The organism is Phenylobacterium sp. LjRoot97 (assembly GCF_964254345.1).
GTDB lineage: Bacteria > Pseudomonadota > Alphaproteobacteria > Caulobacterales > Caulobacteraceae > Phenylobacterium.
In genome coordinates this window covers 4,168,204-4,190,041 of record NZ_CAXUTH020000001.1, presented here as the reverse complement: position 1 = coordinate 4,190,041, position 21,838 = coordinate 4,168,204, and the positions used below count along the sequence as shown (strand labels likewise).

At 68.7% G+C, this 21,838-nt stretch carries 22 protein-coding genes; 16 read left to right on the top strand and 6 right to left on the bottom strand.

Going from position 1 to position 21,838, the window contains the following annotated elements; translation table 11 throughout:
- Window positions 1-41: 41 nt before the first annotated feature.
- Window positions 42-1,160 (top strand): cell division protein ZapE, encoded by a 1,119-nt coding sequence (gene zapE, locus ACSQ2H_RS20820; protein WP_436063272.1) that lies wholly within the window; start codon window positions 42-44, stop codon window positions 1,158-1,160.
- Here zapE and ACSQ2H_RS20815 read toward each other — a convergent pair.
- The gene (locus tag ACSQ2H_RS20815) at window positions 1,157-2,041 is read right to left on the bottom strand and encodes a LysR substrate-binding domain-containing protein (protein WP_436063271.1); all 885 of its coding nucleotides are present in this window, start codon (window positions 2,039-2,041) and stop codon (window positions 1,157-1,159) included. The two genes, zapE and ACSQ2H_RS20815, sit on opposite strands and share 4 nt — an antisense overlap.
- Before the next feature lie 188 nt (window positions 2,042-2,229).
- Between ACSQ2H_RS20815 and sdhC the strand changes: the two genes are divergently transcribed.
- From sdhC to ACSQ2H_RS20780, 7 genes are all read left to right on the top strand, one after another.
- Window positions 2,230-2,652: a succinate dehydrogenase, cytochrome b556 subunit gene (gene sdhC, locus ACSQ2H_RS20810; RefSeq protein ID WP_436063270.1), complete on the top strand. Its 423-nt coding sequence runs from the start codon at window positions 2,230-2,232 to the stop codon at window positions 2,650-2,652.
- Complete coding sequence (sdhD, locus tag ACSQ2H_RS20805) at window positions 2,652-3,050, top strand: succinate dehydrogenase, hydrophobic membrane anchor protein (RefSeq protein WP_436063269.1); 399 nt, start codon at window positions 2,652-2,654, stop codon at window positions 3,048-3,050. The genes sdhC and sdhD overlap by 1 nt, the downstream gene beginning before the upstream one ends.
- Window positions 3,050-4,837, top strand: coding sequence for a succinate dehydrogenase flavoprotein subunit (gene sdhA / locus ACSQ2H_RS20800; RefSeq protein WP_436063268.1), 1,788 nt, complete (start codon window positions 3,050-3,052; stop codon window positions 4,835-4,837). The genes sdhD and sdhA overlap by 1 nt, the downstream gene beginning before the upstream one ends.
- Before the next feature lie 62 nt (window positions 4,838-4,899).
- A complete protein-coding gene (locus ACSQ2H_RS20795; RefSeq protein ID WP_436063267.1) occupies window positions 4,900-5,682 on the top strand; it encodes a succinate dehydrogenase iron-sulfur subunit in 783 nt (260 codons plus the stop codon).
- An 80-nt stretch (window positions 5,683-5,762) separates the two neighbouring features.
- Window positions 5,763-6,992 carry an NAD(P)/FAD-dependent oxidoreductase gene (locus ACSQ2H_RS20790; RefSeq protein WP_436063266.1) on the top strand — a complete coding sequence of 410 codons (1,230 nt, stop codon included), beginning with the start codon at window positions 5,763-5,765 and terminating at the stop codon, window positions 6,990-6,992.
- A 20-nt stretch (window positions 6,993-7,012) separates the two neighbouring features.
- The gene (locus ACSQ2H_RS20785; RefSeq protein WP_267230849.1) at window positions 7,013-7,333 is read left to right on the top strand and encodes a 2Fe-2S iron-sulfur cluster-binding protein; all 321 of its coding nucleotides are present in this window, start codon (window positions 7,013-7,015) and stop codon (window positions 7,331-7,333) included.
- A 191-nt stretch (window positions 7,334-7,524) separates the two neighbouring features.
- On the top strand, window positions 7,525-8,706 hold the full coding sequence (locus ACSQ2H_RS20780) for a class I SAM-dependent methyltransferase (RefSeq protein ID WP_436063265.1): 1,182 nt from the start codon (window positions 7,525-7,527) through the stop codon (window positions 8,704-8,706).
- Window positions 8,707-8,764: 58 nt separating this feature from the next.
- On the opposite strand, the gene ACSQ2H_RS20775 is transcribed toward ACSQ2H_RS20780, so the two are convergent.
- The gene (locus ACSQ2H_RS20775; RefSeq protein WP_436063264.1) at window positions 8,765-9,346 is read right to left on the bottom strand and encodes a sigma-70 family RNA polymerase sigma factor; all 582 of its coding nucleotides are present in this window, start codon (window positions 9,344-9,346) and stop codon (window positions 8,765-8,767) included.
- A 174-nt stretch (window positions 9,347-9,520) separates the two neighbouring features.
- The gene (divL, locus tag ACSQ2H_RS20770; RefSeq protein ID WP_436063263.1) at window positions 9,521-11,839 is read right to left on the bottom strand and encodes a cell cycle protein kinase DivL; all 2,319 of its coding nucleotides are present in this window, start codon (window positions 11,837-11,839) and stop codon (window positions 9,521-9,523) included.
- 91 nt (window positions 11,840-11,930) lie between these two features.
- Here divL and ACSQ2H_RS20765 point away from each other — a divergent pair, with 91 nt between their 5' ends.
- Both ACSQ2H_RS20765 and ACSQ2H_RS20760 read left to right on the top strand, forming a co-directional pair.
- Entirely contained in the window at window positions 11,931-12,524 is a 594-nt protein-coding gene (locus ACSQ2H_RS20765) for a hypothetical protein (RefSeq protein WP_436063262.1), read from the top strand.
- On the top strand, window positions 12,517-12,924 hold the full coding sequence (locus ACSQ2H_RS20760; protein WP_436063261.1) for a metallopeptidase family protein: 408 nt from the start codon (window positions 12,517-12,519) through the stop codon (window positions 12,922-12,924). Before ACSQ2H_RS20765 ends, ACSQ2H_RS20760 begins: the two co-directional genes overlap by 8 nt.
- Before the next feature lie 30 nt (window positions 12,925-12,954).
- Here ACSQ2H_RS20760 and ACSQ2H_RS20755 read toward each other — a convergent pair whose 3' ends face one another.
- Complete coding sequence (locus tag ACSQ2H_RS20755) at window positions 12,955-14,649, bottom strand: MFS transporter (protein WP_436063260.1); 1,695 nt, start codon at window positions 14,647-14,649, stop codon at window positions 12,955-12,957.
- Between the two features lie 415 nt (window positions 14,650-15,064).
- Here ACSQ2H_RS20755 and ACSQ2H_RS20750 point away from each other — a divergent pair, with 415 nt between their 5' ends.
- The 5 genes from ACSQ2H_RS20750 to mmcB all read left to right on the top strand — a co-directional run bounded on the left by ACSQ2H_RS20750 (window position 15,065) and on the right by mmcB (window position 19,121).
- The gene (locus ACSQ2H_RS20750) at window positions 15,065-16,195 is read left to right on the top strand and encodes a ferritin-like domain-containing protein (RefSeq protein ID WP_436063259.1); all 1,131 of its coding nucleotides are present in this window, start codon (window positions 15,065-15,067) and stop codon (window positions 16,193-16,195) included.
- A gap of 238 nt (window positions 16,196-16,433) precedes the next feature.
- Complete coding sequence (locus ACSQ2H_RS20745) at window positions 16,434-16,757, top strand: YnfA family protein (protein ID WP_436063258.1); 324 nt, start codon at window positions 16,434-16,436, stop codon at window positions 16,755-16,757.
- Window positions 16,758-16,871: 114 nt separating this feature from the next.
- Window positions 16,872-18,002, top strand: a complete 1,131-nt coding sequence (locus ACSQ2H_RS20740; protein ID WP_436063257.1) for a ferritin-like domain-containing protein — start codon at window positions 16,872-16,874, stop codon at window positions 18,000-18,002.
- Between the two features lie 100 nt (window positions 18,003-18,102).
- Window positions 18,103-18,624 (top strand): lipocalin family protein, encoded by a 522-nt coding sequence (locus tag ACSQ2H_RS20735; RefSeq protein WP_436063256.1) that lies wholly within the window; start codon window positions 18,103-18,105, stop codon window positions 18,622-18,624.
- A 41-nt stretch (window positions 18,625-18,665) separates the two neighbouring features.
- Complete coding sequence (gene mmcB / locus ACSQ2H_RS20730; protein WP_436063255.1) at window positions 18,666-19,121, top strand: DNA repair putative endonuclease MmcB; 456 nt, start codon at window positions 18,666-18,668, stop codon at window positions 19,119-19,121.
- On the opposite strand, the gene ACSQ2H_RS20725 is transcribed toward mmcB, so the two are convergent.
- Window positions 19,118-19,675, bottom strand: a complete 558-nt coding sequence (locus ACSQ2H_RS20725; RefSeq protein WP_436063254.1) for an ActR/PrrA/RegA family redox response regulator transcription factor — start codon at window positions 19,673-19,675, stop codon at window positions 19,118-19,120. The genes mmcB and ACSQ2H_RS20725 overlap by 4 nt on opposite strands.
- Before the next feature lie 81 nt (window positions 19,676-19,756).
- The gene (locus ACSQ2H_RS20720; protein WP_436063253.1) at window positions 19,757-21,178 is read right to left on the bottom strand and encodes an ActS/PrrB/RegB family redox-sensitive histidine kinase; all 1,422 of its coding nucleotides are present in this window, start codon (window positions 21,176-21,178) and stop codon (window positions 19,757-19,759) included.
- 51 nt (window positions 21,179-21,229) lie between these two features.
- Between ACSQ2H_RS20720 and ACSQ2H_RS20715 the strand changes: the two genes are divergently transcribed.
- A complete protein-coding gene (locus ACSQ2H_RS20715) occupies window positions 21,230-21,835 on the top strand; it encodes an SCO family protein (RefSeq protein WP_436063252.1) in 606 nt (201 codons plus the stop codon).
- Window positions 21,836-21,838 lie beyond the last annotated feature (3 nt).

Below are 21,838 nucleotides of genomic sequence, written 5' to 3'. Positions count from 1 at the left end.
CCGTGCTTGAGGCGCGGGCTGCGACGGGCTAGGCGAAAGCCATGCCCTCGAAGCTGCAAGCCGCCTACGACGCCCGCCTGGCGCAGGGCGATATCCGTCCCGACGCGGCCCAGGCCGCCGCGCTGGCGGCGCTCGTGCGTCTGGAAGGCGACCTGGCGCGGGCCGAGCCGAGCGGCTTCGCCTCGTTCTTCAAGAAGGCCGAGAGCCAAAAGGGCGTCTACCTGATCGGGCCGGTGGGGCGCGGCAAGTCCATGCTGATGGACCTGTTCTTCGCCAACGCGCCGGTCGAGAAGAAGCGGCGCGTCCACTTCCACGTCTTCATGGGCGAGATCCACCGGCTGATCGACGCCTGGCGCAAGGGCGACCCGGCCGCGCGCAAGGCGAAGTTCGGCCAGCACAAGGGCGATGATCCGATCCCGCCGGTCGCCGACGTCGTGGCCGGCCAGGCGCGGCTGCTGTGCTTCGACGAGTTCCAGGTCACCGACATCGCCGACGCGATGATCCTGGGCCGGCTGTTCGAGGCGCTGTTCGCGCGCGGCGTGACCCTGGTGGCGACCTCCAACCGGCTGCCCGACCAGCTCTACAAGGACGGCATCAACCGCCAGCTGTTCCTGCCGTTCATCGAGCTCCTGAAGAGCAAGGTCGCGGTGGTCAGCGTCGCCGGGCCGCACGACTACCGGCTGGACCGCCTGCGCGCGGCGGGCACCTGGTTCAGCCCCAACGATCCCGACAACGCCCGCAGCTTCGACGCCTTGTGGAAGGACGTGCTGGGCGGCGAGGTTGAGGTCGGTGAGACGCTGGAGGTGCTGGGCCGCAAGGTGCACCTGCCGCACGCCCAGGGCGGCATGGTGCGGGCGACCTTCGCCAGCCTGTGCTCGGTGGCGCTGGGGCCGAACGACTACATCGCCATCGCCGACCGCTTCCACACCCTGTTCCTCGAAGACGTGCCGCAGCTGACGCCGAACCGGCGCGAGGAGGCGCGGCGGTTCGTGATCCTGATCGACGCGCTCTACGAGGCGCACGCCAAGCTGATCGTGTTGGCGCAGAGCGAGCCGACCAAGCTCTATCCCGAGGGCGACGGGGCGTTCGAGTTCGAGCGCACGGCTTCGCGGCTGCAGGAAATGCGTTCGGCCGACTGGCTGGCCGAGGACGCCGGCTAGCCGGACTTCAGGCTCTCGACGAGGTCGCGGGCGTAGGGGGCCAGGCCTTCCAGGCTGCGTACGCAGATGGTCAGCTCGCGCTGGGCCCAGTCGTCGGTCAGGTCGACGATGCCGAGCGACATGGTGCGCGCCGCGCGGCGGGCGGTGGTCTCCGGCACGATGCCGACGCCGACGCCGCATTCGACCAGCCGGCAGACCGCATCGAAGCTGCGCAGCTGCACGCGCAGCCGCAGAGGGCGCCCCTCTCGCGCCGCCTTGGCCGACAGGAACCGCTGCAGCGAGGAGGCGCGGTCGAGTCCGACCAGGTCGCAGCCGAGCACGTCGGCGAAGGTCATCGATTTGCGCTGGGCCAGCGGATGGATGGCGCTGGTCACCACCACGAAACGGTCCGAGCGGAACGGGAAGGTCTCCAGGCTGCCCATGTCGACGGTGCCGGCGACGATGCCGATGTCGCCGACGCCCTCGGCCACCAGCCCGACGATCTCGTCGGAGAGCCGCTCTTCGAGATTGATGCTGACGTGCGGGTGCTCGGCCAGGAAGCGGCTGAGCGCCTCGGGGATGAACTCGGTCAGGGCGTTGGTGTTGGCCAGCAGCCGCACCTCGCCGGACAGGCCGCCGGCATAGGCGCCGAGGTCTTCGCGCAGCCGCGCGGTCTGCCCGAGGATGGTGCGGGCGTGCTTGATCAGGGTGCGGCCGGCCGGCGTCGGGGTGACCCCTTGTCGCGACCGCTCGAGCAGCGGCGCGCCGAGCGCGTCCTCCATGTTGCGGATGCGGGTCGAGGCGGCGGCCAGCGCCAGGGCGCAACGTTCGGCCCCGCGGGTGATAGATCCGGCGTCCGCCACCTCGCAGAACAGCCTCAGATCGACCAGGTCAAACCGCATCCTTCGTCTCCCGCGAAGGATGCATACGGGAAAGACGCATTGCATCAAAAGAAAAAGCTCGGAAACTTCGGCTTTGGCGAAGGGGAGGTCGCTGCTCTGTAGAGAGCGGGACTGCGCCTTCGTTGACACTCGAAGGCTGCGGCTTAAAAGCGGAGCCGCCTCTTCCTATTCAGGAAATACGACCCGTCATGTCCGACGCACCTCGCCCACGCCCGCTCTCACCGCACCTGATGACCGGGGGCCTCGGCTCGCCGCTGCTCTGGCGCTGGCACATCACCATGGCGACCTCGATCTTCCATCGGGTGAGCATCTTCGGGCTGTACCTGTCGGCCCTGCTGCTGGCGGGCTGGCTGCTGGCCCTGGCCGGCGGGCCGCAGAGCTATGACGCCTACACCGGCGCGCTCAGCTCGCCGCTCGGGCTGCTGGTGCTGTTCGGCCTGTCCTTCACGCTGTTCTACAACCTGGCCTACAACGTGCGTCAGGCCTTCTGGGATATGGGCAAGGGCTTCAAGATTGCGGAAGCCAACGCCGGCTCGATCGCGATCATCGCCTTCGCCGTCGCGACCACCCTGGCCTTCTGGGCCGTCCTCTTCATCCTGGGAGTGCTGTGATGAACACGGGTCCGACCCTTCGCACCCCCCGTTCGCGCGCCCTGGGCCTCGGCTCGGCGCACCACGGCGTGGGCCATTTCATCGTCGAACACGTCAGCGCCGTGATGCTGGTGCCGCTCGGTCTCTGGGGCGCCTGGGTGGCGATCCAGCTCGCCGGTCAGGGCTATGACGCGGCCGCCTACTGGATCTCCAAGCCGGTCAACGCCGTGCTGCTGGCGGTGCTGCTGGTCTGCACCCTGGTGCACGTCAAGAACGCCATGCAGGTGGTCATCGAAGACTACATCGGCCGCTTCGTCACCAAGGCGGCCCTGCTGCTGCTCAATTATTCTATCTGCGTCCTCGCCGGCGCCCTGGGCGTCTTCGCGATCCTCAAGGCCGCCTTCTCCGGAGCCTTCTGATGGCCGAGTATAATTTCATCGACCACAAGTTCGACGTCGTCGTCGTCGGCGCCGGCGGCTCGGGCCTGCGCGCCGCGCTCGGCTGCGCCCAAGCTGGTCTGAAGACCGCCTGCATCACCAAGGTGTTCCCGACCCGCTCGCACACCGTGGCGGCGCAGGGCGGCATCTCGGCCAGCCTCGGCAACATGGGCCAGGACGACTGGCGCTGGCACATGTACGACACCGTCAAGGGGTCGGACTGGCTGGGCGACCAGGACGCCATCGAATACCTCTGCCGCAACGCGCCGGCCGCGGTCTATGAGCTGGAGCACTGGGGCGTGCCGTTCTCGCGCACGGCCGAGGGCAAGATCTACCAGCGCGCCTTCGGCGGCATGACCAAGAACTTCGGCGAGGCCCCGATCCAGCGCACCTGCGCGGCGGCCGACCGCACCGGCCACGCCATGCTGCACACGATGTACGGCCAGAGCCTGGCCCACGACACCGAGTTCTTCATCGAGTACTTCGCCCTCGACCTGATCATGGACGAAGGCGTCTGCCGCGGCGTGACCGCGTGGAAGCTCGACGACGGCACCCTGCACCGCTTCCAGGCCCAGCAGGTGATCCTGGCCACCGGCGGCTACGGCCGCGCCTACTTCTCGGCCACCAGCGCCCACACCTGCACCGGCGACGGCGGCGGGATGGCCCTGCGCGCCGGCCTGCCGCTGCAGGACATGGAGTTCGTGCAGTTCCACCCGACCGGCATCTACGGCGCCGGCTGCCTGATCACCGAGGGCGCCCGCGGCGAAGGCGGCTACCTGACCAACTCCGAAGGCGAGCGCTTCATGGAGCGCTATGCGCCGTCCGTGAAGGACCTGGCGCCGCGCGACATGGTCAGCCGCGCCATGACCATCGAGATCCGTGAAGGCCGCGGCGTGGGTCCGAAGAAGGACCACATCTTCCTGCACCTCGATCACCTGGATCCGAAGATGCTGGCCGAACGCCTGCCGGGCATCTCGGAAAGCGCCAAGATCTTCGCCGGCGTCGACGTGACCAAGGAGCCGATCCCGGTTCTGCCGACCGTGCACTACAATATGGGCGGCATCCCCACGAACTTCTTCTCGGAAGTCGTGACCCGCGAGGGCGACAACCCCGACAAGGTGGTTCCGGGCCTGATGGCCGTGGGCGAAGCGGCCTGCGTGTCCGTGCACGGCGCCAACCGCCTGGGCTCCAACTCGCTGATTGACCTGGTGGTGTTCGGCCGCTCGGCCGCGCTGCGCTGCGCCGACACGATCAAGGCCGGGGCGACCCAGCCGGAGCTGAAGGCCTCGATGACCGACGGCCACCTGGCCCGCTTCGACAAGTTCCGTAACGCCAACGGCGGCACCTCGACGGCGCATCTGCGCCTGGAGATGCAGCAGGCGATGCAGGAAGACGCCGCGGTGTTCCGCACCACCGAGGCGCTGTCCTCGGGCGTCAAGCGCCTGGAAGCCGTGCACGCCAAGCGCCCGGACCTGAAGGTCACCGACCGCGGCCTGATCTGGAACACCGACCTGCTTGAGACCCTCGAGCTGGACAACCTGATCGGCCAGGCGACCGTCACCGTGGTCGGCGCGCACAACCGCACCGAAAGCCGCGGCGCCCATGCGCACGAGGACTATCCGGACCGCAACGACCAGGACTGGATGAAGCACACCCTGACCTGGTTTGACGACGTCACCGGCAAGGTGCGCATCGATGACCGGCCGGTGCACAGCTACACCATGACCAACGACATCGCCTACATCCCGCCGAAGGCGCGGGTTTACTAGGCCCTGTCGATGATCGCCCTCCACACTCTGCTCAACGCGTCCGCCGTCAAGGAAAGCGTCTGATGGTTCAGCTCGCCCTGCCCAAGAACTCCCGCGTCCAGAAGGGCCGGCACCATCCGGCCCCGGCCGGCGCCAAGAACGTCAAGACGTTCCGGATCTATCGCTACGACCCGGAAGGCAACGAGAACCCGCGTTGGGACACCTATGACGTCGACGTCGACGCCTGCGGTCCGATGGTCCTCGACGTTCTGATCCACATCAAGAACGAGATCGACCCGACGCTGGCGTTCCGCCGCTCGTGCCGCGAAGGCGTGTGCGGTTCCTGCGCGATGAACATCGGCGGCCGCAACACCCTGGCCTGCACCCATGGCCACGACGAGACGCACGGGTCCTCGTGCCAGATCAGCCCGCTGCCGCACATGCCGGTGGTCAAGGACCTGATCCCGGACCTGACGATGTTCTATGCGCAGTACGCCTCGATCGAGCCGTGGCTGCACACCGAGACGCCGGAGCCGCAGAAGGAATGGCGCCAGACGCCGGAGGACCGTGAGAAGCTCGACGGCCTCTACGAATGCATCCTCTGCGCCTGCTGCTCGACCTCGTGCCCGAGCTACTGGTGGAACGGCGACAAGTATCTCGGCCCGGCCGCGCTGCTGCACGCCTACCGCTGGCTGATCGACAGCCGCGACGAGGCCACCGGCGAGCGCCTGGACGAGCTGGAAGACCCCTTCAAGCTCTACCGCTGCCACACGATCATGAACTGCGCCCAGGTCTGCCCGAAGGGTTTGAACCCCGCCAAGGCGATCGGCGAGATCAAGAAGATGCTGGTGGATCGCGTCGTCTGACGCTTCTCTAGGAAAGGGCGAACGATCCGAACTGTGTTTGGAAAGTTGACGCCGTCGTCACTTTTCTGCATGGGGCTTATATGAGCCAGTCGGACGCGCATGTTGTGATCCTGGGAGCGGGCCACGCCGGTGGCACCGCCGCCGCGTTGCTTCGCCAATATGGGCACGCGGGCCCTATCACCATGGTCGGCGACGAGCCGATTCCGCCCTATCAGCGCCCGCCGTTGAGCAAGGCCTGGCTGAAGGGCGAGGCCGACGCCGATTCCCTGGCGCTCAAGCCGCTCGAGTTCTACGCCGAGCAGAACATCGACTTCCGGCCGAACCTGCAGGCCGTGAAGCTGGCCCGCTCCGACAAGGTCGTGACCCTGTCGGACGGGTCGACGGTTCCCTACGACATCCTGATCATCGCCACCGGCATGCGGGCCATCCGCCTGCCGATCGAGGGCGTCGATCTGGCCGGGGTCCTGACCTTGCGCACGGCGGCCGACGCCGAGGCCATCAAGGCCGCGCTCGGCCCGGGCAAGCGCCTGGCCATCGTCGGCGGCGGTTATATCGGGCTCGAGGTCGCCGCTTCGGCCCGCGCCCTCGGCGCCGAGGCGGTGGTCATCGAGCGCGAGGCCCGCATCCTGGCGCGCAGCGCCTGCGAGCCGCTGTCCAACTTCTTCCACGGCTATCACCTGGCGCGCGGCGTGCAGTTCCTGCTCGGGGCCAGCGTCGCCGGCTTCGTCGGCGAGAACGGCAAGGTCGCCGGCGTGCGGCTGGCCGACGGCCGTGTCGAGCCCTGCGACCTCGTGCTGCTGGGCGTCGGGGCCATCCCGAACGACGAGCTCGCGCGTGACGCCGGCCTGGAGTGCGCCCGCGGCATCGTCGTCGATCTGGAGGCCCGCACGGCCGATCCCAGCGTGTTCGCGATCGGCGACGTCACCCACCGCCCGATGCCGCACTACGGCCGCATGTTCGGTCCCGAGAGCGTGCCCAGCGCCCTGGAGCAGGCCAAGCAGGCCGCCAGCGCCATCACCGGCCGCGCGGCGCCGTCGCCCGAAGTGCCGTGGAACTGGTCCGACCAGTATGACCTGAAGCTGCAGATCGCCGGCCTGCCGTTCGACGCCGACCGCGTGCTGCTGCGCGGCGACCCGGCGAGCGGCAAGTTCGCAGTGTTCCACCTGAAGGGAGATCAGGTGCAGTCCGTGGAGGCGATCAACTCGCCCCCGGAATTCATGATGGGCAAGCAACTCATTGCCAACCGCAAGCCGGTGAACATTGATAAGCTTGCCGATCCAACGGTTTCCATGAAAGAGGTCGCCGCTTAACAGGCGACGAAGGGGAGTAAATGGCCAAGATCACCTACATCGAGCATGACGGCACCGAACACGTCGTCGACGTGAAGAATGGCCTGACGGTCATGGAAGGCGCGGTGAAGAACAACATCCCGGGCATCGACGCCGACTGCGGCGGCGCCTGCGCCTGCGCCACCTGCCACGTCTATGTGGACGAAGCCTGGCAGGACAAGACCGGCTCCACCTCGGCCATGGAAGACTCGATGCTCGACTTCGCCGAGAACGTCGAGCCGAACAGCCGCCTGTCCTGCCAGATCAAGGTCAGCGACGCGCTCGACGGCCTGGTCGTGCGGATGCCGGAAAGCCAGCACTAAGCGCCTACAAAAAGGCGAGCGCGACGGACGCCGACACCGGCGTCCCGCGCCACGCTTCCCCTTCGGGAAGCGATTATGAAACGAGACGAGCGCGACGGACGCCTTCGGCTGTCGCGCTCGGGCGTGCTATAGCCCGGTCCGGATGCGCGGGGGCGCGCCGGACCGGAGGCACTTCCCAGGTGGATGCAGATTTGAACGCGCCTGATCTTTCGTTCGATCGGGTCGATCCCGTCTATCGCGGCTTCATCGACGACTATCTGCGCCTCCACGACCTGGACCCGGCAAGGCTCTGCAAGCCGCTGCCCGGCCAGGACGAGATGTTCTTCAACGCCATCCTGCCCAACTACGAGTTCGACGCCTCGATCTCGGCGTTCAAGTTCGTCGAGTCGACGATCCGGCTGGGCGAAGCCTATCGCCAGCTGGTCGAAGGCGTGTTCGGCGGCTTCGACAAGGTCGGGCCGGTGCTCGATTTCGCGTCCGGCTGGGGGCGGCTGACCCGCTACCTGGAGCAGCGGCTGCCGACGAGCCAGATCAGCGTCGCCGACATCTACCACCAGGCCATCGACTGGCAGGTTGCGACCTTCGGGGTTGCAGGAATCCACTCGGAAAAGGACCCGGCGCGGCTGACCTACGCTGGAAAGCACGACGTCGTGCTGGCCGGCTCGATGTTCTCGCACCTGCCTGAGGGCCTGTTCCACGCCTGGCTGGCCAAGCTCTACAGCCTGGTCTCGGCCCGCGGCGTGCTGGCGTTCAGCGTGCATGACGAGGCGATCATGCCGGCCGGCGAGACGATGGACGCCGGCGGCATCCACTTCATGCGGTTCTCGGAGAGCGGCTCGCTGGAGCTCGACATCTACGGCATGTCGTACGTGACCGAGGCCTTCGTCGGCCGGGCGATCGCGCGGCTGGGGCCGGGCCTGTCGTGGCGCCGGTTCCCCAAGGGGCTCTACGAGAACCAGGACCTCTACGTCGTCGGCGCGCCGGGCGTCGATCTGTCGGGCCTGACGCTCGGCTCGGTCCCGATGGGCGGCTTCGAGACGGTCGCGACGCTGTCGACCGGCGAGGTCGAGTATGCGGGGTGGGCGATCGAGCGCACGCCGGGCGCGGCGATCGAGGCGGTCGCGGTGTTCGTCGACGGCCAGGAGGTGCAAGTCGCTCTCCCGGCCGGCGAGCGCGGCGACGTGCAGAAGCATTTCCCCGGCTCGGCCAACCCCCCGGTCGGCTGGCGGTTCCGGCTGGCGGCCCCGGCCGGGGCGAGCGTGCGAGCCGAGCTGCGCAGCAGCAGCGGCCTCAAGGGGCACTGCTATGCCCAGGCGCCGCAGCCGGCGCGCTTCACCTATTCCGGATGGTCGCGTCGCGGGCTGCGCGCATAAAAAACGCCGCGCCAGGCGGGACCTGGCGCGGCGCTCTGCTTCCTGGGGTCGATCTAGATCAGGCGACCTGACGCAGCCCGTCGAGTTCGGCGATGATGGTGGCCATGGCGCTCGAGGGCCGGACGTCGTCCTGGCCGTAGGAGCCGTCCTCGATGATCGCCGCCAGGCGGTCACGGGCGCGGCTCACGCGGCTCTTGATGGTGCCAATGGCGCAGCCGCAGATCTCGGAGACTTCCTCGTAGGAGAGGCCGCCGGCGCCGATCAGGATCAGCGCTTCACGCTGGTCTTCGGGCAGGCACGCCAGCGCGCGGCGCACTTCGTCGAGCTCCAGGCTGGCCATAGGATTGGATGCGGCCTCCAAGGTGCGCTCGGCGACTTCCGGGTCCAGCTGGCTGGAGCGCCACGAGCGGCGCTTGTCCGAGTAGAACTGGTTGCGCAGGATCATGAAGGTCCAGGCCTTCATGTTGGTGCCGGGTTCGTAGCTGGCCCGGTTGTTCCAGGCCTTGAGGAGAGCATCTTGCGCCAGGTCGTCGGCGGCGGTCGCGTCGCGGCAGAGCGAGCGGGCGAAGGCGCGCATCTGCGGGATCAAAGCCGTGAGCTCAGTCTTGAACTCGTGGTCCGCTTGAGCCTGTTCGGTCATTAGGTCACCTCCGTTCACTAGGGACCTTAGACGCCCCTTGAGGCGTAAACGCGGCGGGTTCCAAAAGGCTCCGCTTGGCGTCACCATTGCCGATCACAAAACCTTGTAAGGCAAGGGGTGAAGCTGCACCGCAACCAGCGCCGCAATATGGCGCGAATGCGACGAAACGCGCCTCTAGAAGCTCAGTTCCGGATGACCGGCCGCGCCCTGGGCCGCCTCGGGCAGATGGCAGGTGAAGGTCGCGCCGGCGCCCGGTTCGCTTTCCAGGGCCACCCAGCCGCCGTGCAGCTCGACCAGCGCCTTGACGAGCGCCAGGCCGAGGCCCGGGCCGCCGCGCTCGCGGCCGATGAAGCGGTCGAAGATGTGCGCCTGGACGTGGAACGGGATGCCGCGGCCGGTGTCGGTGACCTGCAGCTGCACTTCGCCCAGGCCGCGGCGGGCGGCGATGGTGACGATCCCGCCCGGCGGGGTCTGGCGCACCGCGTTCTCGGCCAGGTGGTCGAGGGTCTGGGCCAGGCGGCGGACGTCGCCGCGCAGCAGGCCGATGTCGTCCGGATGCTCGACTTTGATGATCACCTGGGCGGCCTCGGCCTCCTTCTCCCAGCGGGCGGCGGCCTCGCCGAGCAGGTCGGCGACGCGGACGTCCTCGAGGTCCAGCGCCATCTCGTCGGCGTCGATCTGGGCCATGTCGAGCACGTCGTCGATCGAGCGGGCCAGCTGGGTGGCGGCGGTGCGCACGGCGGCGGCGTGGCCGCGGCCGCGCTCCGACAGGTTCTCGCCCGAGCGCTCCAGCAGTTCGGAGTAGCCGATGATGGTGGTGAGCGGGGTGCGCAGCTCGTAGGAGACGTTGCCGACGAAGTCGCGCTTCAGGCGCTCGGCCTCGGCCAGGGCGGCCGAGCGGTCGGCGAGCGCGCTCTCCAGCTTGCGGGCGTCGGTGACGTCGGCGAAGGCGATCAGGGTCGCGCCGTCCGGCAGCGGACGGCTCTGGTAGACGACGATGCGCGAGTCCGAGGTCTTCACCTCGCCGGAGATGGGCGCGCGGGCCTGCGGATCGGGGTCGGCGACGCGGCCCTTGAGTTCACGCCAGAAGTTCATGTCATGCAGGCGGCGCACGCAGAGCTCGACCACGCCCTCGAAGTCATGGGCGACTTCCAGCTGGTCGCCGGTGACGTTCCAGAACAGCTCGAAGGCCTCGTTGTGCAGCCGCAGGCGGCCGTCCGCGCCGAACACCGCGACGGCGTCGTTGAGCTTGTCGAGGGTGGCCTGCTGGACCTGGATCTGGCCGTTGTACTGGGCCTTCAGGCGCAGCTCGCCGGTGATGTCCGAGAACAGCAGCACCACGCCGCCCATCGGATGCGGCTGGCGGCCGACCTTCAGCGTGCGGCCGTCGGGCAGGCTCCAGAGGTCGTCGGGGCCGGTGGCGGTGTCTTCGTAGCGGTCGAGCTCGGCGGCCTTCCACTTGGCGTAGTCGACGGTCTCGGGCAGGCGGCGGCGCTGGCGCAGGCGGTCGAGCACCTCGCCGTGGGTCGGGCGGTCGGCGAGCCAGGCCGGCTCCAGGCCCCAGAGCTCGGCGAAGGCGGTGTTGTGGAAGATCAGCCGCTTGCCCTCGCCGAAGATCGCGACGGCGTCGGCGATGTGGTTCAGCGTCTCGTCGTGGGCCTCGACGTGGCGCTTGAGGGCCTCGCGCAGCTCCTCGGTCTCGGTGACGTCGTCGGTCCAGACCCCGACCCCGCCGCCCTCGAGCGGCTGGGCGACGACCTGGAAGGCGCGGCGGCGGCCGCCCAGGCTGGTCCAGCGCAGGGCCTGGCGCTTGGAGCCGAGATTGGCCGCCTCGCTGGCCAGGCTCTCGGCGCCCTTGTCGAACGAGGCGCCGCGCTCGGCGGCTTCGTCCAGGCTGGCGGCGCCGGCGGCGGCCAGCCAGGCGGCGTTGACCCACACCGGGGCGCCGTCGGCCGCCGCGATCCAGGCGGGCGCGGCGCGGGCGGCCAGGAAGGCGGCGAAGCGCGGGGCGGTGGGCAGGCCGGCGTCCTCGCCGATCACCGCCGACAGCCGCAGCCAGGCCAGCGCCCCGGCGGCGCGGCCCTCGACGGACACGACCCCGGCCGGGCCCTGGACCTCGAAGGCGCAGGCCTCGCCGCGCTCGAACAGGGCGCGCAGGCGGCGGGCGTGATCGGGGTCGGCGCGCATCAGGGCCGAGACCACGGCCTGCGGATCGGAGCTCTGGACGGCGAGCGCCTCGGCGCAGACCGCCAGGCTCTCCTCGCCGGAGGTCAGGCGGGCCTGGCCGTCTTCGACCGACAGCAGGGCGGAATCGAAGGCCTCGACCGAGGCCTGGGCCGCTTCGGCCCCGGCTTCCAGCTCGGCGATGCGGGCGTGCAGCACGCCGAGCCTGGCGTCGTTGCGGCGGCGCTGGTCCACCAGCCAGAACATGGCGCAGAGGGCGAGCAGCACCGCGCCGGCGGCGGCCCCCAGGATCAGATCTTGCTCGCTCATCGGCGCTCCGTCGCCGCAGGTCGTCGAAGACGGCGAATCATCTCAAGCGACCATAGTTTGGTCCGCGCATTTCGGCGATGATCGGGAGGTTATGACCGCGATCCTCTATCCCGTGGCCGCCGATGCGGGCCAAGCCTTCGCCGCGCCCAAGGGACGGGCCGCGCGCGAGCGCGACGCCGCGGCGCTGGCGGGCGAGCAGGTCGCCTTCCTGACCGAACCGGTGGGGCCGGTCTACGCCACCCGCGAGGCGGCGCTGGACGCTCTTGCCGGCCGGGTCGAGGACGACCGTCCGGGCCGCGCAGCGAGCCTGCCGCCCGAGGACCGGGTGGTGCAGCTGGTCGAGCAGGTCGCGCCGAAGGCCGGCAAGCGGGCCGCCCGCGCGCCGGCCCCGGTCAAGCCGACCTTCGAGGACGGCCATCGCTGGCCGGCCCCCGCGCCGCCGCCGGCGACGGTCTGGCGGGCGATGATCTCGTACTGGCGGATCGGGGCGGCGCCGCTGCGCCACGCCGGCGACGCCCAGGCCCGGCAGGCCCGCCGCAAGGGCGGCGAGGACATGGACCGCGACACCCTGCGCGCCCTGACCCGCCAGCCGCTGTTGGCGGTGAAGCCGCAGCAGCCGCTCGATATCGGACTTTTCGAGACGCGCCTGCCCGAGGCTCCCCATATAGTCGTGCCTGATGAGTGATCCTTACGCGGGCCGTGCGCCCTCCCTCGACGACCTCGCCGCGTTGGCCGAGGTCGCCTTCGCCGCCCTGCCGGCCGATTTTCGCAAGCTGACCGGAGACGTGATCTTCCGGGTCGACGACTTCGCCAGCGACGAGGTGCTGGACGAACTGGGCATCGAGAACCCGTTCGAGCTGTCGGGGCTCTACAGCGGCGTGCACATCGGCCACCGTTCGGTGCTGGATCCCTCGCCAGGCCCGAGCCGGATCTTCCTCTATCGCCGGGCGATCCTCGACGAGTGGGCCGAGCGCGGCGACGTCACCCTGGCCGAGCTGGTCAGCCACGTGCTGGTCCACGAGATCGGCCACCACTTCGGGCTCAGCGACGACGACATCGACGCCATCGAGGACGCGGCGGAGTAGAGGCCGAAGCCCCGCTCTCTGGCGCCCGCGTCAGCTCGTCTGGTGCGGATCGGTCAGGGGCTCGGAAAGCGGACCCGGCTCATCGCGGATGGCGCGCGCAGGACTTTCCAGCCAGCGCCTGACCTTGGGCCGGTCGGGGCCGCGATGCAGCGCGATCAAGCCTTCGGCGATCTTCCGGTCGGCCTGGGTGACGCGCTGATTGTGCCGCAGATAGTCGAGCCAGGTCGGGCTCTGATAGCGTTCGATCCAGATCTCCGGTTCGCCCAGATCCCTCAGCAGGGTCCAGCCGCGGGCTCCGTCCCGACGCCGCGCGATGCGGCGCTCGGCCATGAGGCGCAGGAACGCGCCGGTGTGCTGCTCAGGAATGTCGTACTCGATCGTGATCGCCACCGGCCCGCTGCGAGGCGTGATCTGAGCGGGCAGGCTCGGCTCGGTCCAGCCGCCGGCCGGATCGAGGTTGAGGCCGTGCGTCGAGGGCAGCGGGAAGCGCAGGCCGAGCGCCGCACAGGCCAGCTGGAGGAGGCCTGCGCCGGCCAGGGCCAGGGTCAGTCCCTGGTGCTCGGCCGTGACGCCCCATAGCCAGCTCCCCAGGGCCATGCCGCCGAACGCCGCGAGCTGATAGAGGGCCAGGGCCCGGGCCACGACCCAGCGCGGCGCCGACATCTGCACCGTGACGTTCAAGGTGGAGAGGCCAAGCACCCAGGCCGCGCCGCCGAGCGCCAGTGCGGCCATGCTCAGGGCCAGCCAGCTGCTGAAGCCCAGCGCGATCGCGGCCAGCCCGAAGGCGACGCACGATCCCATGATGATGTGTTCGTTTGCGACCAGACTGCGCAGTCTGGTCGTGGCCAGGCCGCCGCCGACGGCGCCGACGCCGAACGCCCCGAGCAGCAGTCCATAGGTCTGGGGACCGCCTCCCAGGGTGTCGCGCGCCACGAGCGGCATGAGCGCCAGGACCGCGCTGCCGGCGACGCCGAAGATCAGAGCGCGCGCCATCACCAGTTTGAGGGGGCCCGACATCGCCCCGTAGCGAAGGCCCGCACCCATCGCCGACCAGAGGGTCTCGCGGGGAAGGTGCTCGACCTTCGGCTCAGGCTTCCATCTGGCCAGCACCAGCAGGATGCCGATGTAGCTGAAGGTGTTGACGAAGATCGCCGCGGCGGCGCCGGCGGCCGCCACGATGACACCGCCGATCGCCGGGCCCACGCTGCGGGCGAGGTTGAAGCCCATCGAGTTCAGCGCGATCGCGCCGGCGAGGTCGCGCCGGGGCACCATGTCGCCGACCGAGGCCTGCCAGGCCGGAGCGTTCATCGAGGCCCCGCAGCCGATCATGAACGTGAAGAAGAGCAGGCTCCACGGCGTTATCCAGCCGAGGGCGGCGCAGGCCGCCAGCCCCATCGACATGGCCAGCATGAAGCCTTGCGCGGCGAGCAGCATCTTGCGGCGATCGACGGTGTCGGCGAGCGCGCCGGCCGGAAGCGAGAGAAACATGATCGGCAGCGTGATGGCGGCCTGGACCAGCGCGACCATGCTGTCCGAACCGATGGACGTCATCAGCCATGACGCGCCCACCGACTGGATCATGCCCCCGAAGTTGGAGACCAGGCTCGCGAGCCAGATGGCGCGAAAAATGGGACTGGCGAATGGCGACAGGAGCGTAGGCGCAGGCTCGGGACGTTCATCGCTCGCTGAGGAGGAAATGTTGTCCGGTCCGAGGGGCCTGTTCATGCCAAAGCGTACTCGCTACTGGAAGCCAGCCGCCCCCTGAAGCGACCATAGGCCTGCGCGGCCCTGTCCGGCCAGCGCCTCAAGCCAGAATCGTCAATCCCAACAAGCTAGGCGTTTGGCGCGGCGCGCTCTGATCGCTGCGGCGAGCGCCCCGGCCTCAGCGCCGCCACCATGGCGCAGGCAAGAATTTTAGCCGTCGCGCCGCCCGGCGTCGTCGCGCCAGCCCTGCCGCCCCAGGGGCCGCACGTGTGAGGGCTGAGGCTTCGGTCAAGCCCCGCCGGTCCCCCCAGCTGACAGTCGCTCGCAAAGGTGACGCTGCCGTCATTTTTCTTGACGGATCGACGTTCTCGGGGGAGGCTTTTTCCAACGAGGAAACAGCGGGCGCCTTTACGCGCCTTGTCAGGAGGAAGAGCCGATGGCCGCCGACGGCAACATCACCAAGGACGTCATCTACGATGCGGTCGCCCCGGACGACTTCGAGTCGATGCTGGAGCTGGATCGCTACAACGCCCGCTCGACGGCCTTCGACAAGATCATCTCGGCGACGCACGACCACTTCTGGGATCCGCTCGACAAGAAGTACATCGACTTCGACGAGCCGTTCGACATGGAGAATGAGCCGCTCCTGCCGGAGGACATGATCATCTCGCTGTCGACCGACTACGTGTCGAACCACCTCAGCGATCCGAAGACCCGCACCCGCTTCATCAACCAGTCGACGCTGCGGTCGTTCTCGTCGATCCTGCATGGCGAGCAGGGCGCGCTGAACCTGTCGGCCAGCCTCTGCCACGTGCTGAAGGATCAGGGCGCGCAGGAATACGCCGCCAACCAGACCCGCGAAGAGGCGCGCCACGTCACCGCCTTCGCCAAGTACATCAAGGCCCGCTGGGGCCGTCCGGTCGAGTGCGGCCCGACCCTGAAGACCCTGCTGGTCGACATCATCGGCAGCCCCGAGGTCTACAAGAAGATCATCGGCATGCAGATGCTGGTCGAGGGCCTGGCCATGGGCGCCTTCGCCACCTTCTTCAACAACATCCGCGACCCGATGGGGAAGAAGCTGCTGCAGCTGGTGATGACCGACGAGGCCTTCCACCACAAGTTCGGGAAGATCTGGGCCGACCGCACCATCCCGCACCTGACCGAGGCCGAGCACGAGATCATCGAGACCTGGGCGGCGCACTGCTTCCAGACCCTGCTGTTCAACCTGGTTTCGCCCAGCCAGCAGCGCGACCTCTATGAGGAGTTCGGCCTCGATCCGGACCGGGTGATCGCCGAGATGGCCGAGATGGTCACCGACGAGACCCGCCGCGAGAACATGAAGGAGCAGACCAACATCTTCCGGGTGCTGGTGAAGACCCTGCTCAACGCCGGCATCATCACCGACCGCACCAAGGCCTTCTACGCGATGTACGTCGACATCGAGGAGCTGAAGGGCGAGGGCGACCGCATGGTCGGCGACGACATCGCTGAAGAGGGCATCAAGTACCTCCAGGAGATCAACTTCAAGGACCGCCTGGCGAGCTCGATCTCGATCGCGGCCGAATAACCAGCGACCCGCACAGTCGCGCGTGAGAGCGGCGCTCCGGCCCAGGGCTGGGGCGCCGTTTTTCGTTGAGGATCCTCCCCCGTTTGGGGGAGGTGGATCGCTGCGCAGCACCGAGACGGAGGGGGACTGCTCTCAAAGGGCGGCGTCAAAGTCCCCCTCAGTCAGCCATGCGGCTGACAGCTCCCCCAGCGGGGGAGCATCTATTGCATAGCGAGCTGAGCTGCGGCTTGGTGGCCCCATGACCGCGCTCGTCTACATCGCCGCCGCCGCCGCCGAGATCGCCGGGTGCTTTTCGTTCTGGATGTGGCTGCGCGAGGGCAAGCCGGTCTGGTGGATCGTGCCCGGGATCGCCAGCCTGATCGCGTTCGCCTGGCTGCTGACCCTGGTCGACGCCGCCGCCGCGGGCCGCGCCTATGCCGCCTATGGCGGGATCTATGTCGCCGCCTCGCTGGTCTGGCTGCTGACGGTCGAGGGGGTGCGGCCCGACCGCTGGGACCTGATCGGAGCGGCGGTGTGCATCGCCGGGGCCGGGATCATCCTGCTGGGACCGCGCGCGGCCTAGCTTATCGCCGTTCATTACAAATTTGACGGGTGCGTCATTTTCCTTTGACGCTCCGGAACATCGGTGTTGGAGTTTCGCCCAAAGGCCCGGCAAAGGGGCTCAGGGAGAGACGTCATGGCCGCTGACGGCAACATCACCAAGGACATCATCTACGACGCAGTGGCGCCGGACGACTTCGAGTCGATGCTCGACCTCGACCGCTACAACAACCGCTCGACGGCGTTCGACAAGATCATCTCGGCCACCCACGACCACTTCTGGGACCCGCTCGATCCCAAATACATCGACTTCTCGGCCCCCTGGGACATGCAGAGCCAGCCGCTGATCAGCGAGGACCTGAACGTCGCGCTGCACACCGACTATGTGAAGGCCAAGCTGAACACCCCCGAGCTGCGGGCGCAGTTCGTCAACAAGTCGCTGCTCTATTCGTTCTCCTCGATCCTGCACGGCGAGCAGGGCGCGCTTAACCTGTCGGCCAGCCTCTGCCACGTGCTGCTGGACCAGGGCGCTCAGGAGTACGCGGCCAACCAGACCCGCGAAGAGGCGCGCCACGTCACCGCCTTCGCCAAGTACATCAAGGCCCGCTGGGGCCGGCCGATCCAGTGCAGCAAGGTGCTGCAGGACCTGCTGGTCGACATCATCGGCAGCCCGGAGGTCTACAAGAAGATCATCGGCATGCAGATGCTGGTCGAGGGTCTGGCCATGGGCGCCTTCGCGACCTTCTACCAGAAGCTCAACGACCCGCTCGGCCGCCAGCTGATGCAGCTGGTGATGACCGACGAGGCCTTCCACCACAAGTTCGGGAAGATCTGGGCCGACCGCACCATTCCGAAGCTCTCGGAAGCCGAGCACAACATCGTCGAGGACTGGGCGGCGCACTGCTTCCAGATCCTGCTGTTCAACCTGGTTTCGCCCAGCGAGCAGACCGCGCTCTACGAGGAGTTCGGGCTCGACCCGGCCAAGGTGCTCGAGGAAATCCAGCTGATCGCCACCGACGAGGTGCGGCGCGAGGACATGAAGGAAAGCACCAACATCTTCCGGGTGCTGATCAAGACCCTGCTGAACGCCGGCATCATCACCGACCGGACCCGCGCCTTCTACGGCATGTATGTCGACATGGAGGAGCTGAAGGCCGAAGGCGACCGCATGGTCGGCGACGACATCGCCGAAGAAGGCATCAAGTATCTCCAGAAGATCAACTTCAAGGACCGCATCGCCGCCAACGTGACCTTGGCGGCGGAGTAGACGCGGCGCCGCGGAAGCGCCAAATTCTGCGTTGATATTGCATGGAGGCCCGCGGGTGATTCCGCGGGCCTTACCAATTCAACCGAGACCCACGTCTGCTATGCGCGCACTCGCCACCCTGGTCCTCGCCTTCGCCCTCGTCGGGGGCTCAGCCCTGGCTGCGCCGCCGGCGCCGACCCAGAAGATCGAGCTGACCAAGATGATGGGCCGCTGGTACGAGGTCGCGCGGCTGCCCAACAAGATCCAGACCGGCTGCCAGGGCGGGACGTCCGACTGGCAGCGGGTCGCCGATGGCTTCGCCGTGGTGCAGGCCTGTCACAAGGGCTCGCTGTCGGCGCCGGTCACCGAGTGGAAGGCAAGGGCCAAGGTCCTCGACCCCTCGACCAACGCCAAGCTGCAGATGACCTTCTTCAACGGCCTGGTGCGCCAGGAGTACTGGGTGCTCGACCACCGCAGCGACCAGGGATGGCTGATCCTCGGCACGCCTGGCGGCCGCTCGGTGTGGCTGATGTCGCAGCGACCGACCCTGCCGGCGGCGGTGAAGGGCCAGGCGCTCGCCCGCCTCAAGCAGCTCGGCTACGACGTGGGCCGCCTGGAGTTCCCGCAGCCGGCCCGCAACTGACGGCTCTTGCGCCCCGAACGAAACCGGAACATGGTTTCGGCATGGACGTCACCATCGTCACCGTCACCCGGCCGGAGATCACCGCCAACGTCACCCGTGGCGCCGCGCGGCTGCTGGTCGACCTCGGCTATGCGCCGCTGGCGGAGGTGACCTTGCCGAACGGCCGCCGAGCCGACCTGATGGCGGTGTCGCGCAAGGGCGAACTGGCGATCGTCGAGGTGAAGTCGGGGCTCGAGGACTATCGCGTCGACCGCAAATGGCACGAGTACCTGCCCTACTGCGACCGCTTCGCCTTCGCTGTGGCGCCGGAGTTTCCGCAGCATATCCTGCCTGAGGAGCCAGGGCTGATCGTCTGCGACGGGTTTGGCGGGGCGGTGCTGCGCGAGGCGCCGGCCACGCCGCTGGCTCCGGCCCGGCGCAAAGCGCTGACCATCGGCTTCGCGCGGCTGGCGGCGATGCGGGCGATGGGTGTGGCTGCGGTGCAGCTGGAGGCTTAGCGCGGCGCGCGCTTGGCCAGGATCCGCTGCAGGGTGCGGCGGTGCATGTTCAGCCGCCGGGCGGTTTCCGAGACATTGTGGCCGCAGAGCTCGTAGACCCGCTGGATGTGCTCCCAGCGGACGCGGTCGGCGCTCATCGGGTTTTCCGGCGGCGCGGGCGACTCATCCTTGCGGGCCAGCAGGGCCCGGGCGACGTCGTCGGCGTCGGCCGGCTTGGAGAGATAGTCGATGGCGCCGGACTTCACCGCCGCGACCGCGGTGGCGATGTTGCCGTAGCCGGTCAGCATGACGACCTTGGCGTCGGGCCGCGCCTCGCGCACCGCTTCCACCACCTTCAGTCCGGTGCCGTCTTCCAGCCGCATGTCGAGCACGGCGTAGGCGGGGGGGCTGGACTTCACCGCGGCCAGGGCCTCGGCGACGCTGCCGACCAGCACGATCTCAAATCCGCGTTGCTCGAGCGCGCGGCCAAGGCGTGTGCGCAGGGGCGCGTCGTCGTCCAGGACAAGAAGGCTCCTGTCCGGCAGGGCGGCGATATCGGCGGAGAGATCGGTCATGCGCAACCTCCGATAGGGGCGTTCTGATCAGCCGCCCCCTGCGGCATCATGTCGCTGCTTGTCGCAGCTTCGCAAGTGTCTTCACGCAGACGACGGCTTCACTTCGATACGGGCGCGAGGCCACCGCGCCGCCACGACGGCCCCGCGCGGTCTGCCGTTCTGAAAAGTCACTGTGGCCCCGGTTCGTTCCAGCAACGTCTTGGCGATGAAGAAACCAAGGCCCATGCCGACGTGGCCGGTGCGGCCGCCCGCCACGCCCGGACGGCTGGTGACATAGGGCTCGCCGAGCTTGGCGAGCACCTCGGGCGCGAAGCCGGGACCGTCGTCGCGAACCTGGACGCTGATGGTGTCGGCGTCGAAGCGGACGGTGACCAGCACCTCGGAGGCGGCGAAATCGACGGCGTTCTCGACGAACGAGGTCATCGCGTGCAGCACCTCGGGCATGCGCCAGATATCGGGGGCGGCCACGCCCGGCGCGCCGGTGACGATCGCCTCGACCCGCACGCCCTTCACCTCGGCGTGCGGCTCGATGACCTCGTGAACCAGCTGCAGCAGGCTCATCCGCTCGTGGACCTCGTCGGAGGCCGCGGCGGGAGCGTCGGTCAGGCGCCTGAGGATCTCGCCGCAGCGCTCGGCCTGCGCGATCAGCAGCTCGGCGTCTTCCTTGACGCTGGGGGTCGGGGCCTCGCGGGCCAGTTCCTTGGAGACGATGGAGATGGTCGCCAACGGGGTGCCGAGCTCGTGCGCGGCGGCCGCGGCCAGCGCGCCGAGCGCCGAGAGCCGCTGCTCGCGCGCCAGCACCGCCTGGGTGACGTCGAGGGCCAGGGCCATGCGCGAGGACTCCTCGGCCGCCTGGCGCACGGTGCCGGCGATGACCACGACCCCGGCGATGTTGGCGATGGCGCAGCCGATCATGAAGGCGGTCGGCAGCTCGGTGAACGCGCCGTTCAGCGACGGCAGCGGCGCATGCACGAAGGCCAGCAGCAGCGAGGCGGCGATCGCCATCCCGCCCAGCAGGTTGACCCAGCGCGGGGCCAGCGTCGCCGCCCCGAGGGTGACCGGGGCCAGCAGCATCAGGATGAACGGATTGGCCGTGCCGCCGGTCAGGAACAGCAGCAGCGAGATCTGGCCGATGTCGAAGCCCAGCTGGGCCACCGCTTCCCAGCCGCCGATCAGCCTTTGCCCCGGCGAGGCGACGCCGGTCAGCAGGTTGACCCACGCCGAGGCCCCGATGACCGTGAAGCACAGCGTGTAAGGGGCGTCGAAACCGAGCACGAGCCCGACCAGGGCGAAGATCAGCAGCTCGCCGGCGATGATCATCCAGCGCAGGGTGACGAGGGTGCGCATGCGCAGCCGCCCGCCATGCGTGCCGGCCGGGTTCCAGCCCTCGACCCCCCAGCCGGCCCCGCCGAGGTCGGCGACGCCTTGCGCGGGGTCGGCGCTTTGCCTATCGAGACCGGGCGACGGCTGCGACGGCGACGGGTTCCGGATGGACGCCATCATGCCGCGAGCATCGCCCCTAACGCCGCGCCTGACGAGCCCCAAAGGTCAACCATGTCCCGCCGCAATCTCATCCTTGTCGCCGCCTGCCTGGTCGGCCTGGTCCTGATGGGCGCGCTCGCCTGGCGCGCCGGGGTCTTCGACGGCCAGCGCGCAGGCAGTTCGGCTTCCGGAACGGCCCTGGTCGGCGGCCCGTTCCAACTGGTCGACCAGAACGGCAAGCCTGTCGACGAGAAGATCCTGAAGGGCAAGTGGACGGCGGTGTTCTTCGGCTTCACCTACTGCCCCGACGTCTGCCCGACGACCATGCAGGTGCTGGGCGCGGCCCAGCGGGATCTGGGCCCCAAGGCCGACAAGTTCCAGGTGGTGTTCATCTCGGTCGATCCGGAGCGCGACACGCCCGAGCAGATCAAGACCTACCTCTCCAACGAGGTGTTCCCGAAGGGCACGATCGGCCTGACCGGCACGCCCGAGCAGGTCGCCGCGGCGGCCAAGGCCTATCGGGTCTATTACAAGAAGAACGGCGAAGGTTCGGACTACCTGGTCGACCATTCGACCCCGGCCTACCTGATGAACCCCAAGGGCCAGTTCGACCGCGTGCTGCCCTATGGCATCTCGCCCGAGGAGACGACACGCCAGATCGCCGACGCGATGCGCTAGGCG